The 13,096-nt window shown below is 73.2% G+C and carries 13 protein-coding genes; 6 read left to right on the top strand and 7 right to left on the bottom strand.

The window, feature by feature from the left end:
* Positions 1–2 precede the first annotated feature (2 nt).
* Positions 3–1,508: an amidohydrolase gene (locus tag ACIQ6Y_RS17740; protein WP_404039237.1), complete on the top strand. Its 1,506-nt coding sequence runs from the start codon at positions 3–5 to the stop codon at positions 1,506–1,508.
* 41 nt (positions 1,509–1,549) lie between these two features.
* Here the strand turns inward: ACIQ6Y_RS17740 and ACIQ6Y_RS17745 are convergent, their stop codons facing one another.
* Positions 1,550–2,002, bottom strand: coding sequence for a phospholipase (locus tag ACIQ6Y_RS17745; RefSeq protein ID WP_404039240.1), 453 nt, complete (start codon positions 2,000–2,002; stop codon positions 1,550–1,552).
* A gap of 270 nt (positions 2,003–2,272) precedes the next feature.
* Here ACIQ6Y_RS17745 and ACIQ6Y_RS17750 point away from each other — a divergent pair, with 270 nt between their 5' ends.
* Positions 2,273–3,013 carry a maleylpyruvate isomerase family mycothiol-dependent enzyme gene (locus ACIQ6Y_RS17750; RefSeq protein WP_404039243.1) on the top strand — a complete coding sequence of 247 codons (741 nt, stop codon included), beginning with the start codon at positions 2,273–2,275 and terminating at the stop codon, positions 3,011–3,013.
* Between the two features lie 68 nt (positions 3,014–3,081).
* Here ACIQ6Y_RS17750 and ACIQ6Y_RS17755 read toward each other — a convergent pair whose 3' ends face one another.
* The gene (locus ACIQ6Y_RS17755) at positions 3,082–3,483 is read right to left on the bottom strand and encodes a MarR family winged helix-turn-helix transcriptional regulator (protein WP_404039246.1); all 402 of its coding nucleotides are present in this window, start codon (positions 3,481–3,483) and stop codon (positions 3,082–3,084) included.
* An 85-nt stretch (positions 3,484–3,568) separates the two neighbouring features.
* Here ACIQ6Y_RS17755 and ACIQ6Y_RS17760 point away from each other — a divergent pair, with 85 nt between their 5' ends.
* Positions 3,569–5,062 (top strand): MFS transporter, encoded by a 1,494-nt coding sequence (locus ACIQ6Y_RS17760; RefSeq protein ID WP_404039249.1) that lies wholly within the window; start codon positions 3,569–3,571, stop codon positions 5,060–5,062.
* A 96-nt stretch (positions 5,063–5,158) separates the two neighbouring features.
* Positions 5,159–5,443: a DUF6332 family protein gene (locus tag ACIQ6Y_RS17765; RefSeq protein ID WP_404040102.1), complete on the top strand. Its 285-nt coding sequence runs from the start codon at positions 5,159–5,161 to the stop codon at positions 5,441–5,443.
* On the opposite strand, the gene ACIQ6Y_RS17770 is transcribed toward ACIQ6Y_RS17765, so the two are convergent.
* The 3 genes from ACIQ6Y_RS17770 to ACIQ6Y_RS17780 are packed head-to-tail and all read right to left on the bottom strand — an operon-like array spanning position 5,404 to position 9,456.
* On the bottom strand, positions 5,404–6,069 hold the full coding sequence (locus tag ACIQ6Y_RS17770) for a response regulator (protein WP_404039252.1): 666 nt from the start codon (positions 6,067–6,069) through the stop codon (positions 5,404–5,406). The two genes, ACIQ6Y_RS17765 and ACIQ6Y_RS17770, sit on opposite strands and share 40 nt — an antisense overlap.
* Positions 6,066–7,268, bottom strand: coding sequence for a sensor histidine kinase (locus tag ACIQ6Y_RS17775; RefSeq protein WP_404039255.1), 1,203 nt, complete (start codon positions 7,266–7,268; stop codon positions 6,066–6,068). The genes ACIQ6Y_RS17770 and ACIQ6Y_RS17775 overlap by 4 nt, the downstream gene beginning before the upstream one ends.
* A gap of 52 nt (positions 7,269–7,320) precedes the next feature.
* A complete protein-coding gene (locus ACIQ6Y_RS17780; RefSeq protein ID WP_404039258.1) occupies positions 7,321–9,456 on the bottom strand; it encodes an MMPL family transporter in 2,136 nt (711 codons plus the stop codon).
* 108 nt (positions 9,457–9,564) lie between these two features.
* Between ACIQ6Y_RS17780 and ACIQ6Y_RS17785 the strand changes: the two genes are divergently transcribed.
* Positions 9,565–10,350 carry a BTAD domain-containing putative transcriptional regulator gene (locus ACIQ6Y_RS17785; RefSeq protein ID WP_404039261.1) on the top strand — a complete coding sequence of 262 codons (786 nt, stop codon included), beginning with the start codon at positions 9,565–9,567 and terminating at the stop codon, positions 10,348–10,350.
* On the opposite strand, the gene ACIQ6Y_RS17790 is transcribed toward ACIQ6Y_RS17785, so the two are convergent.
* Positions 10,334–11,065, bottom strand: a complete 732-nt coding sequence (locus ACIQ6Y_RS17790) for a TetR/AcrR family transcriptional regulator (RefSeq protein ID WP_404039263.1) — start codon at positions 11,063–11,065, stop codon at positions 10,334–10,336. The two genes, ACIQ6Y_RS17785 and ACIQ6Y_RS17790, sit on opposite strands and share 17 nt — an antisense overlap.
* A 234-nt stretch (positions 11,066–11,299) precedes the next feature.
* Between ACIQ6Y_RS17790 and ACIQ6Y_RS17795 the strand changes: the two genes are divergently transcribed.
* On the top strand, positions 11,300–11,770 hold the full coding sequence (locus ACIQ6Y_RS17795; protein WP_404039266.1) for a nitroreductase family deazaflavin-dependent oxidoreductase: 471 nt from the start codon (positions 11,300–11,302) through the stop codon (positions 11,768–11,770).
* Here the strand turns inward: ACIQ6Y_RS17795 and ACIQ6Y_RS17800 are convergent.
* Entirely contained in the window at positions 11,760–13,064 is a 1,305-nt protein-coding gene (locus ACIQ6Y_RS17800) for a geranylgeranyl reductase family protein (protein WP_404039268.1), read from the bottom strand. The genes ACIQ6Y_RS17795 and ACIQ6Y_RS17800 overlap by 11 nt on opposite strands.
* Positions 13,065–13,096 lie beyond the last annotated feature (32 nt).

Genomic DNA, 13,096 nt, shown 5'->3' on the forward strand with positions numbered 1-13,096 from the left:
GGATGACGAGCCTCGGTACAGCCCTGCCGCCCCGGCCCGACGAACCCCTTGAGGGGTTGACTCTGACGCGGGTACGGCTGGGGCCGGGCGGTCCGCTGGGCTCGGTGCGGATCGAGGGCGGACGGGTGGCCGCGGTCATGACGCAGACCCCCGCAGGTCCGGCCCTCGACCTCGAAGGGCGCACCCTGCTGCCCGGTCTGCGGGACGCGCATGTGCACGCCGCGCAGTGGGCGAGCGTACGGCACCGGCTGGACCTGGCCGGCGCGGACTCGGCGCGCGCGGCCGCCGACGCCGTACGACGGTACGCGGCCGCGCTGCCTGCCGGGGAGGTGCTCGTCGGCTACGGGTTCCGGGACGGGCTGTGGCCGGACGCGCCGCACAAGTCGCTGCTGGACGCGGTGAGTCCGGGGCGGCCGGTCGCGCTGGTGAGCGCCGATCTGCACGCGGCATGGCTGAACTCGGCCGGGCTGGCGCTGGTCGGGCGGGCCGGGCATGCGACGGGGCTGCTGCGCGAGGGCGAGTGCTTCGCGGCGGTGGCCGCGCTGCCGCAGGTGCCCGCAAAGGTGGTGGACCGCTGGGTGGCCGAGGCCTGCCGGGCCGCCGCGGCGCGCGGGGTCACGGGCCTGATCGACTTCCACTTCGCCGACAACCTCACCGACTGGGCGCGGCGCGCCGCGACGGGCCCTCTCACGGTGCGCGTGGACGCGGCGGTGTACCCGGCCCACCTGGACGCGGCGATCGAGCGCGGCCTGCGCACCGGCGACGAACTGCCGGGAACGGGCGGCCTGTTGCGGGTGGGCCCGCTGAAGCTGTTCACCGACGGCTCCCTCAACACCCGTACCGCCCTGTGCCGCGACCCCTATCCCGGTCTGGAGGGCACCGCGGAGGCGTACGGCGTGCAGGAGACGTCGTACGAGGAGCTGGTGCGGCTGATGCGGCACGCCTGGGCGCATGGCATCGAGCCGGCCGTGCACGCGATCGGCGACCGGGCCAACACCCTGGCGCTGGACGCGTTCGCGGAGGTCGGCTGCCGGGGCCGGATCGAGCACGCGCAGTTGCTGTCGGCCGAGGACGTGCCGCGGTTCGCGGCGCTCGGGGTGACGGCCGGGGTGCAGCCCGCGCACGCGCCGGACGACCGTGACGTGGCCGAACGGCACTGGGCCGGGCGCACCGGCCGGGCCTTCGCCTACGCCGACCTTTTGGCGGCCGGCGCCCGGCTGGAGTTCGGCTCGGACGCGCCGGTGGCGCCGCTGGACCCCTGGTCGGCGATCGCGGCGGCGGTCGGCCGCACCCGGGACGAGCGCCCTGCCTGGCATCCGGAGCAGTGCCTCCCGGTCCGGGCGTCCCTCGCGGCGTCGGCGGGCGGGCGCGTGGCGGTGCGGGCCGGGGACCCGGCGGATCTGGTGGTGGTGGACGTGGACCCGCTGGAGGCGGACGTGCGGACGCTGCGGGAGCTGCCGGTGCACGCCACGCTGCTGGCGGGGCGCTTCACGCACGGCCCCAGCTGAGGGCGCGGCGGCCGTGCGGGCCGCCGCGCCCCGGCGGGGTCTCAGCCGAACGCCCGCACCGCCTGGTAGTAGGTCCAGGCGGTGCTGTTGCAGGCGGTCTTGGTGGCGCCGCTGTAGTTGTTGCAGACGCGCTTGAGGTCCTCGTAGAAGGCGCTGTCCAGTCGGTCCTTGTTGGCGCTGAACGTCCCGGCCGCCTTGTAGTTGCGGTAGCCGAAGTCGTGGCGGGCGCAGGACATGCTGAAGGGGAAGCCGAACGGGTTGTCCGGCGAGGAGGAGCAGTAGTCGGTGGACCAGTCGAACGCGTAGGCGGACCAGGCGGACTGGTTCGCCCGGGCGGACGCCCAGAGGCTGTAGCTGGACGCGCTGGTCTGGGTCCAGCTGGAGAGGACCTGCTGCTTGTCGGCCGGTACGGCGTCGGCGGCGGTCGCGGTGCCGACGACGGTGGCCAGGGCGAGAGCCGAGCCGGCCAGACCGGTGGCGAGTCTGCGGTGCATCCCACACCTCCATGAGGCTGCGGCCCGCCGATCGGGCCGCAGGTTCATGCCAAGATGATTCGCCGGGAGGGCGGCCGCATACCCCTACCTCACCCCAATGCTCAGTGAACTCTGGGGCCCCACAGGCCACTTGACGGCAAGGCGGAAGTCGCGCGCAGGGGCAGGTGCGACGCCGACGCACCGTCCGCCTCGGGCGGGCTGACGGGACCGCCCTCACCGGCGGCGCAAACGGCTTGCGCTGGAGCACACTCCATCAGGCAGACTCCTGCCATGGAGATCGCCCGACACCTCGCAACCCTGGACGCCGAAGGCCGGATGCTCGCGGACGCCGCGGCGGAGGCCGGAGTGGACGCCAAGGTGCCCACCTGCCCGGACTGGCAGGTACGTGACCTGCTGCGGCACACGGGGGCCGTGCATGTATGGGCCGCCGCGTTCGTGCGGGAGGGCATCACCGAGCCCCGCCCCATCGCCGAGGAGCCCGCTCTCGACGGCGCCGAGCTGGTCGCCTGGTACCGCGACAGCCACCGCCGGCTCGTGGACACCCTGGCCGAGGCGCCGGCCGATGTGGAGTGCTGGACCTTCCACCCGGCGCCGAACCCCTCGCCCCTGGCGTTCTGGACCCGCCGCCAGGCCCATGAGACGACCGTGCACCGGTTCGACGCACAGAGCGCGCTCGGCGGACAACCGGCCGCGGTGGAGGGGGAGTTCGCGGCCGACGGCATCGACGAGCTGCTGCGCGGCTTCCACGCCCGGGACAGGAGCCGGGTGCGCACGGACGAGCCGCGCCTGCTGCGGGTGCGGGCGTCGGACCCGGACGCGGTGTGGAGCGTACGGCTGTCGGCGGCGGCGCCTCCGGTGACCACGCTCGACGAGGACGACCCGGCGGACGCCGAACTCTCCGGCCCGGCACGGGAGTTGTACCTCGCCCTGTGGAACCGGCTGCCGGTTCCGCACATCACCGGTGACGCGGCACTCGCCACCCTGTGGCGCGAGCGGTCGGCGATCGGCTAGGGCCTGTCAGGCGTCGCCGCGGGGCAGGCGGGAATGTGTCGGACAGGCCCTAGGACCAGCCCGCCGGCTCAGGCCGACTGCAGATCCTCGCCCTCTTCGGCCGTCAGCATCCTCGTCAGCACAGCGCGCTGCTCCGGCAGGACCGCCCCGTGCAGTGCGCGCCCCTTCCCGGTGAGCGCCACCCGCACGCCGCGGCGGTCCTCCGGGCACAGGCCGCGCTCGACGAGGCCGTCCTTCTCCAGCCGTGCGATCAGCCGGGACAGCGCGCTCTGGCTGAGGTGTACGCGCTCGGAGATCTCCTGGACGCGGTAGGAGCCTCCCTCGGAGAGCACGTCCAGCACCTCGAAGTCGCTTGCGCACAGGCCGTGCTGCCCGAGGGCACGGTCGAGTTCGCACTGGGTGCGGGCGTGCAGCGCCAGGATGTCGCGCCACTGGTCCACGAGCGCCTGCTGGGCATTCTTCGCCGACATGGGCGCACCGTAGCAGAGACTCCACTTCATTGCATCGGAATTAAATGCGCTTGCATCTCATGCACATGCATGTAGTGTCTTCGCCATGACCTCTCCGCTCACCACTTCGGCGGCCGCGTCGACGGCTCGCTGGACTCCCCGGCTCTGGGGCACCCTGCTGGTGCTCTGCGCCGCGATGTTCCTCGACGCCCTGGACGTGTCCATGGTCGGCGTCGCCCTTCCCTCCATCGGCTCCGACCTGGGCCTGTCCACCTCGACGCTGCAGTGGATCGTCAGCGGGTACATCCTCGGCTACGGCGGCCTGCTGCTCCTCGGCGGACGCACGGCCGACCTGCTCGGCCGGCGCCAGGTGTTCCTGGTCGCCCTCGGCGTCTTCGCGCTTGCCTCCCTGCTCGGCGGCCTCGTCGACTCCGGCCCCCTGCTGATCGCCAGCCGCTTCATCAAGGGCCTCAGCGCGGCCTTCACCGCCCCGGCCGGGCTGTCGATCATCACCACCACGTTCCCCGAGGGCCCGTTGCGCAACCGCGCCCTGTCCATCTACACCACCTGCGCCGCCACCGGCTTCTCCATGGGCCTGGTGCTGTCCGGCCTGCTCACGGAGGCCAGTTGGCGCCTGACCATGCTGCTGCCCGCGCCCATCGCCCTGATCGCCCTGGCCGCCGGCCTGAAGCTGCTGCCGCGCACCACCCGCGAGAAGAACCACAACGGCTACGACGTCCCTGGCGCCGTCCTCGGCACCGCCTCGATGCTGCTGCTGGTCTTCACCGTCGTCCAGGCCCCCGAGGTCGGCTGGACCTCGGCCCGCACCCTGCTGTCCTTCCTGGCCGTCGCCGTCCTGCTGACCGTGTTCGTCCTCGTCGAGCGGCGCTCGGCCGGACCGCTGATCCGGCTCGGGGTGCTGCGCTCGGGCAACCAGATCCGCGCCCAGCTCGGCGCCATGACCTTCCTGGGCTCGTACGTCGGCTTCCAGTTCCTGGTCACGCTGTACATGCAGTCGCTGCTCGGCTGGTCCGCGCTGCACACCGCGCTCGCCTTCCTGCCCGCCGGCGCCCTGGTGGCGATCTCGTCCACGAAGGTCGGTGCGATCGTCGACAGGTTCGGCACCCAGCGGCTGATCGCGGCCGGCTTCGCCCTGATGGTCGTCGGCTACGCGCTGTTCCTCGGCGTCGACCTCGACCCGGTGTACGCCGTCGCGATCCTGCCGAGCATGCTGCTGATCGGCGCGGCCTGCGCGCTGGTCTTCCCCTCGCTCAACATCCAGGCCACCAACGGCGTCGACGACCACGAGCAGGGCATGGTCTCCGGACTGCTCAACACCTCCCTTCAGGTGGGCGGCGCGATCTTCCTCGCCGTCGTGACGGCCGTGGTCACCGCCGGCGCCCCCGAGGACGCCACCCCGCAGGCCGTCCTCGACAGCTACCGGCCCGGTCTTCTCGTGGTCGCCGGGGTCGCCGCGCTCGGCCTGCTGATCACCCTCTCGGGTCTGCTCACCCGACGCCGGCCGAAGGCGCACTCGGTCGTCGTCGCCAGGTCCACCGTGAAGGAGGCGGACGCGGAGCGCGTTGCGGTCCGCGACTGAACCGGGGGTACCGCCTCCACGAGTGCCCGGCGGGGCCGTTTGCCCCGCCGGGCACTCGCCTGTTTGACTCCGGTCATGACCAAGCACGGGGGACTCATGACCACGCACACGGGACGGCGCACCCAGGCCCAACGGGACGCGCTCACCATCGAGATCGGATACGCGCTGTTCAGCGCCGCTTTCGCGGCCGCGGTCGTCTTCGGAGCGATCGCCGGCCCGGCACTGTTCTTCGACCTGCCGGGCAGGGTGGAGACACTCCTTCTGCGCACGGGTATGGCCCTCGCGGCCGTCCTGTTCGTCGCCCGCGTGATCTCCGTTCTCGTACGTTTCCGGCGGCCGGCTCAGCCCAGCCAGCCCGGCCGCACCAACCCCGACTCGTAGGCCAGCACCACGAGTTGGGCCCGGTCACGCACGCCGAGCTTCACCATCGTGCGGCTGACGTGGGTCTTGGCGGTGAGCGGGCTGACGACGAGGCGGCGGGCGATCTCCTCGTTCGACAGGCCGATGCCGACCAGGGCCATCACCTCCCGCTCCCGTTCGGTGAGCCGGGCCAGTTCGCCGGCCGCCGCGGGCTCCTTGGAGCGGGCCGCGAACTCGGCGATCAGCCTGCGGGTCACGCCCGGCGAGAGCAGGGCGTCCCCGGCGACCACCGCCCGTACCGCGCGCAGCAGTTCGTCCGGCTCGGTGTCCTTCACCAGGAAGCCCGACGCGCCGGAGCGGATCGCCTCGAAGACGTACTCGTCCAGCTCGAACGTGGTCAGCATGACCACCTTCACGTCCTTCAGGTCCGCGTCCGCGGTGATGCACCGGGTGGCGGCCAGGCCGTCGAGCACGGGCATGCGGATGTCCATCAGCACGACGTCCGGGCGCAGTTCACGCACCGCGCGCAGCGCCTCCTCGCCGTCGGCGGCCTCACCGGCCACCTCGATGTCCGGCTGCGCGTCCAGCAGCGCGCGGAAACCGGCCCGCACCAGGGACTGGTCGTCGGCGAGCAGCACTCGGATCACCGGCCGGCCTCCTCACCACTCGACCTCGGCTCAGTGCGCAACGGCAGCACGGCGAGCACCCGGAAGCCGCCGTCGGACCGGGGGCCCGCCTCGATCGTGCCACCCAGCGCGGCCGCCCGCTCCCGCATTCCGGCCAGCCCGTTGCCGCTGCCGCCCGCGTCGGCGCCCGTCGCCGGTCCGTCGTCGTCGATACACAGCCGTAGCGTCGTACGGTCGCCGTGATCGAGCCGCACGCGCGCGCGGCGCGACCCCGAGTGCCGTACGACATTGGTGAGGGCCTCCTGCACGATCCGGAACGCGGCGAGGTCCGCGCCCGGCGGCAGGCGCGGCACCTCGCCCTCGACCCGGACGGTGAGGCCAGCGCTCGCCGCCTGCTCCACCAGCTCCGGCAGCCGGTCCAGGCCGGGCGCGGGGGCGCGGGGCGCGTCGCCGGGGGTGCGCAGGGTGTCGAGGACCTGGCGGACCTCGCCGAGCGCCTCCTTGCTGGCGGACTTGATGGTGGTGAGCGCGGCCCGCGCCTGCTCGGGGTCGGTGTCCAGCAGGGCGAGCCCCACACCGGCCTGCACATTGATCACGGAGATGCTGTGGGCGAGGACGTCGTGCAGTTCCTGGGCGATGCGCAGCCGCTCCTCGTCGGCGCGGCGCCGGGCCGCCTGGGCGCGCTCGGCCCGTTCACGGGCCCACTGCTCGCGCCGTACGCGGGCCAGCTCCGCCAGCGCCACGATCGCGGCCACCCAGGCGGCGATCACCGCCTCCTGCCCCCAGGACGCGGCCGAGTCCCCCGACGGCGGCAGCCACCGGTACAGCCAGTGCGCCACCAGCACATGCGCGGCCCACAGCATGCCCACGGCCGTCCAGGCAGCCCGCCGGTGACCGGCGACGACCGCGCTGAAACAGGCCACGGCGACCGTCAGGAAGACCGGCCCGTACGGATACCCGGCACCCAGGTAGACGGCCGCGCCGGCCGCCGTGCCGAACACCACCGGCACCGGATGCCGCAGCCGCCACAGCAGCAGTCCGCAGGCCAGCACCAGCAGCACCCGCGCGAAGACGTCCAGCGCCGCCCGCTCGCCCTCCTGCTGCTCGGCCGCGAAGTGCGAGCCGACCAGCACGAACACGGTGATCAGCAGGGTCGAGCGCCAGGGCCACGAGACCTCACGGTCGTGCGCCCACGGCTGACGGACGGGCTGTGCTTCCATGCCGCCACGCTAGACCGCGCCCGCCGCCCGGGGCGTCAGCCGGGCGAGGTGATCACACGTACTCCCCAGGAAGTACGTCCCGCACGCGCCACCTTGCCAGCCACCGCGGCGCCCACCAGTTGGCCCGCCCCGCCAGCCGCATCGTCACCGGCAGCAGCACGACCCGGATCAGGGTGGCGTCCACGAGGATCGTCAGGGCCGTGCCGACGCCCAGCTCCTTGAGGAAGACGACCCCCGAGGTCGCGTACGACAGGAAGGACAGCGCCAGGATTCCGGCCGCGGCCGTCACCAGCGGCGCGCTGCGCCTGATGCCCTCCCCCACCGCCCGGCCTGTGTCCCCGGTGCGGTCGTGCTCCTCCTTGATCCGGGCCAGCAGGAACACCTCGTAGTCCATCGACAGGCCGTACGCCACGCAGAACATCAGCACCGGGATGCTCGGCTCGATCGCGCCGGTCGGCGTGAACCCGAGCGGCCCGGACAGATGCCCGTCCTGGAAGACCCACACCAGACAGCCGAACATCACCGACAGGCTCAGCAGATTGAGCACGGTCGCCTTCGCGGGCAGCAGCACACTGCCGGTCATCAGAAAGAGGATCACGTACGTCGCCACCAGCACGATCCCGACCGCGAGCGGCAGCCGGTCCAGCAGCGTCGCCCGGAAGTCGGTGGTCTCGGCCGGGTACCCGCCCACCAGCGCGGGCGCCGGCGACGGCGTGTCCCGCAGCCGCTCGACGAACCCCGGGACGTCGCCGTACATCGCCCCTTGCGTCGGTACGACGGCCAGCCGCACCCGGCCGTCCGGCGCGGTCAGCCGGTCCTGGCCGGGGGCGCCGGTGCGCAGGCCGTCGCGGTAGGTGCCCTCGGGTGCGTCGACCTGGAACACACCGGAGAGCCGGGAGAGTTCGGCGGCGTACGCGCGCGTGTCGGCCTTCTCGTTCAGCACGATCTGGACCGTGTCGGTCGGCTCGGCCGCGAACTCCCGGTGCACGGTCGCGGAGACGGTCCGCGAGGACGTCCCCTCGGGCAGCGTGCGTTCGTCGGGCAGGCCGAAGCGCAGCCCGAGCACCGGGGAGGCGGCCAGCAGCAGCACGGTGAGGACCCCGGCACCGGCCAGCAGCGGGCGGCGCATGGCGCGCAGCGCGGTGCGATGCCAGAAGCCGGACGCCGGGACCGCGGAACGCTCCACGCGGTGCCCCCAGCGCGCCAGCGCGGCGGGCAGGAACAACACCGCCCCGGCGACGGCGGCCAGGACGACGAGGACTCCGGCGTAGGCGAAGGAACTCAGGAAGAAGAACGGGAACACCAGCAGCGCGCACAGCGACACGGCGACCGTGACGCCGCTGAAGACGACCGTACGGCCCGCCCCCGCCGTCGCCCGGACCACGGCCCGCGGCTGGTCGTGACCGGCCGCCCGCTCCTCGCGGTAGCGGGTGATGACGAAGAGGCTGTAGTCGATGCCGAGGCCGAGTCCGAGGACCAGCGCGAGGTTCGCGGCGAACGTCGACACCTCCGTGAACTGCGCGATCGCCCGCAGCCCGGCCAGGGTGCCGACCACCGCGAACAGTCCGACCGCCACGGTCAGCAGCGCGGCGACCGTGCGGCGATACACCAGGATCAGCAGAAGCAGCACGGCCGGCAGCGCGAACGCCTCCGCCCGCAGGAAGTCCGCCCTGGCCTCCTCCCCGACCTGCCGGGAGATCTCCTCCTGACCGCCGACACGGACGTCGATCGCGGGCGTCGTACGGGTCAACTGCGGGGAGAGTTCCGCCAGTTCCTCACGGGTCTCGGTGGCGGTGCCTTCGAGGCGGGCCAGGATCAGCGCGCGGCGGCCGTCGGTGGAGCGAAGGGCGGGGCTGTCGGCGTCCCAGTAGGAGGTGGCGTCGGTGACCAGCGGCAACGCGCTTATTTCGACGACGAGTTCGCGTGCGGCCCGCTCGGTGGCGGGGCTGTCCACGTCGCCGTCGCGCGGCGTGACCAGCAGGGCGAGGTTGGGGTTGCCGGTGCGGAAGGAGTCGCGCAGCTCGTCGGCGGCACGCACCGACTCCGTGCCGGGCGAACTCCACCGCGACAGGTCCAGGTCGTCCTGCGCGCCGGCGCCGTACGCGGCGAGGCCGAGGAAGGTGAGCAGGGCGCCGATCAGGACGGCACGGCTGCGGTGCACGGCCAGTCGGCCGAGCCGGGTGAGCATGAGGGGGCCTTTCGCCAGGAGTTCGGGGTGGCGGACACCGTCGCCCGGCCCGCTGGAACGTCCGCTGGAAGATCCACTGGAACGCGGCCCGCGGGTTAGGCTCGGCCCATGGGTGAGGGGACGACCGGGGCAGCGCACGGCCTGCGTTTCGAACTGCTGGGCCCACTGCGGGCGTTGCGCGACGGCGTGGAGATCCCGCTCGGCCCGCCCATGCAGCGCGCGGTGCTCGCGGTCCTGCTGCTCCAGGAGGGGCGGCCGATCTCCTACGACGGGCTCGTCGAGGCCGTCTGGGGCGGCGCCCCGCCGGTCCATGTGCGCAACCTCGTGCAGAAGTACGTCTCCGGGCTGCGCCGGGCGCTCGGCGAGGGGCCCGAGCTGGTGTGGACGGGCACGGGGTACCGGCTGACCGGCACGGACGTCGCCGACCTGCGCGAGCGGCGGCTGCTGGTCGACGCGGCCCTGGCGGCACGGGACGCCGGGGACACCGCGGGTGCCGTCGAACTGGCCCGGCAGGCCGAGGAGTTGTGGCGGGGCGAGTTCGCCGAGGGGCTACGGGCGCCCTGGCTCGCGGCGGAGCGGCTGCGCTGGACCGAGAAGCGGCTCACCGTGCTGGAGGAACGGCTCTCGGGCGAGATCGAGCTGGGCCGCGCGTTCGGGTACGTCCACGAACTGATGCGGCTCGTCTCCGCGCACCCCCTGCGGGAGCGGCTCGTCGAACTGCTGATGCTCGCCCTGTGCCGGACCGGGCGCCCGACGGACGCGCTCACCGCCTACGAGGCGGCCCGGCGGCGGCTCGCCGACGCGCTGGGCGCCGATCCGGGGCCCGCGCTGCGCGCCCTGCACGCGCGGGTGCTGCGCCAGGACCCGGTGCTGCTGGCTACGGCCGCGGGCTGACCGCGCCCTTCGAGCGGCCTTCCTGCGGGTAGACCAGGCCCACCGAGTGCGCGAGCTGGGTGACCGCGTGACGGAAGAACGGCTCGCGGTCCTCGACGATCCGGTTGAACTGCCCGAACAACTCGAACCCCACCAGCCCGTACAGCTGCGCCCAGGCCGCGACCAGCGTCGCCACCACCTCGGCGGGCAGGTCGGGAGCGAGGTCGGCCGCGATCCGGTCCGCCTCCGCGCGCAGCTCGGCCGGCAGCTTCGGGCGGGCCACGCCGAGGCCGCGGTGGGCGTCGCGGACGATGGCGATGAGGAGCAGGCCGACCCGGGAGGCGGGCTGGACGGTCGCCTGCGGCGCCGCGTACCCCGGGACCGGGGAGCCGTAGATCAGCGCGTACTCGTGCGGATGCGCGAGCGCCCAGGCGCGTACCGCTTCGCAGACCGCCGTCCAGCGACGCACGGGCCCGGCGTCGGCGACAGCGTCATGCGCCGCCTCGGCCGCTGCGCCGAGGGAGTCGTAGGCGTCGATGATCAGCGCGGTGAGCAGGTCGTCCCGGCTGGGGAAGTAGCGGTAGATCGCCGAGGAGGCCATGCCGAGTTCGCGGGCGACGGCCCGGAGGGACAGCTTGGCGGCGCCCTCGGCGGCGAGTTGCCTGCGCGCCTCGTCCTTGATGGCGGCGGTGATCTCGATCCTGGCGCGAGCGCGGGCTCCTTGTGCGGTGCTCATGGGGTGCAGTCTGCCATAGGGGGAGAGCAGTGCACACAAACGAGAGCAGTGCTCCGGGCGGGCTGGACGCGCACGCGGGGGTGGCGGCGGCGAGCCGATGCGCGTGAGCGGCGCTCAAAATTGAGAGCACTGCTCTTGCTTTGGAGCGCCGCTCCCGTGCACACTGTTCTCAAGCGAGAGCACCGCTCACAAAACAGAGCGCCGCTCCACCCGACCATCGCCCCGGGGGTCCCCATGTCGTCGTCGTCCTCGTCCGCCGCCTCGCCCTACTACCTCAAGGCCGGCCCCGTCGCCACCCGCCTCAACCGCGCCATCGGCTGGCTCGCCCGGCACGGTCTGAGCCTCGCCGGCACCGCGGAGCTCTCCGTGCGCGGACGCAAGAGCGGCAACATGCTGCGTCTGCCCGTCAACCCGCACAGCCACGACGGCGCGCAGTACCTGGTCTCGGCCCGGGGCCACTCCCAGTGGGTGCGGAACATGCGCGCGGCCGGCGAGGGCGAGCTGCGCGTGGGGCGCAAGGTGCGCACCTTCACCGCACAGGAGCTTCCCGACGCCGAGAAGCTCCCGATCCTGCGGACCTATCTGGAGAAGTGGGGCTGGGAGGTCAACCAGTACTTCCAGGGCGTCACCGCGAAGTCCTCCGACGAGGAGCTCCTCGCGGCGGCCTGCGACCACCCGGTCTTCCGGATCGCGGTCAGGAAGTGACGTCCTCGACGTCACCGGGCCTGTCCGGACCGGTCACCGGCTCACTCGCCGGGTCGGCCACCGGCCGGCGGTCCAATGCCGTGAGCGCGCGCTGGGCGATCGGGCGGTTGCGGACGAGTTCGCCCAGGGACGTCGAGCCGCGGGTGATGTCCATGAAGGCGCGCCAGGCGGGGCGGAATCCGGTGAGGGCGGCGTGGAAGAGCCCGGGGCGGCGTTCGAAGGCCGCGAGCAGGCGCTTGCCGACGGCCATCTCGACGCCGAGGCCCGACTTGACGGCGAAGGCGTAGTTGAGGGCCTGGCGGCGGGTGTCGACGGCGTCGTGCGCCTCGGCGATGCGGACGGCCCACTCCCCCGCGAGCCGCCCGGAGCGCAGCGCGAAGGAGATGCCCTCGCGGGTCCACGGCTCCAGCAGCCCGGCCGCGTCCCCGCAGACCAGCACACGCCCGCGCGAGAGCGGCGAGTCGTCGGCGCGGCAGCGGGTCAAGTGGCCGGAGGAGATGCTCGGTTCGAAGCCGGCGAGGCCGAGCCGGCCGATGAAGTCCTCCAAGTAGCGCTTGGTGGCGGCGCCTTCGCCACGCGCCGAGATCACGCCGACGGTGAGGGTGTCGCCCTTGGGGAAGACCCAGCCGTAACTGCCGGGAATGGGGCCCCAGTCGATGAGCACCCGGCCCTTCCAGTCCTCGGCGACCGTCTCCGGCACCGGGATCTCCGCCTCCAGGCCGAGGTCGACCTGGTCGAGCTTGACGCCGACGTGGGCCCCTATACGGCTGGCGCTGCCGTCGGCGCCGACCACGGCCCTGGCGAGCAGGGTCTCGCCGCCCTGGAGGACCACGGCGACCGTGCGCCGGTCGGGCACCGCCGAGCCGTGCTGCTCGACGCGCGAGACGGTGACGCCGGTGCGCAGTTCGGCACCCGCCTTCTCGGCGTGCTCGACCAGTTGCTGGTCGAACTCGGGGCGGTTGATCAGCCCGAACAGCATGTTCTTGGAGCGGCGGGTGCGGGTGAAGCGGCCGTTGTGGGAGAAGGTGACCGCGTGCACCCGGTCGCGCAGGGGCAGTTCGAAGCCGGGCGGCAGGGCGTCGCGCGAGGGGCCGATGATGCCGCCGCCGCAAGTCTTGTAGCGGGGCAGGTCGGCCTTCTCCAGCAGCAGTACGCGCCGCCCCGCGACCGCCGCCGCATACGCGGCCGAGGCTCCCGCGGGTCCCGCGCCCACCACGACGACGTCCCACACCTGCCGCTCGTGATCCGCCGAAAAGTCCGCCGAAGAGTCCGCCGAAGAGTTCTCGCTGCTCACGATGGTCTACCGCTCCCGGTCCAGCCGCCTGC

Origin of the sequence: Streptomyces sp. NPDC096205, assembly GCF_044763135.1 — a bacterium.
In the GTDB taxonomy this organism is placed as follows: domain Bacteria; phylum Actinomycetota; class Actinomycetes; order Streptomycetales; family Streptomycetaceae; genus Streptomyces.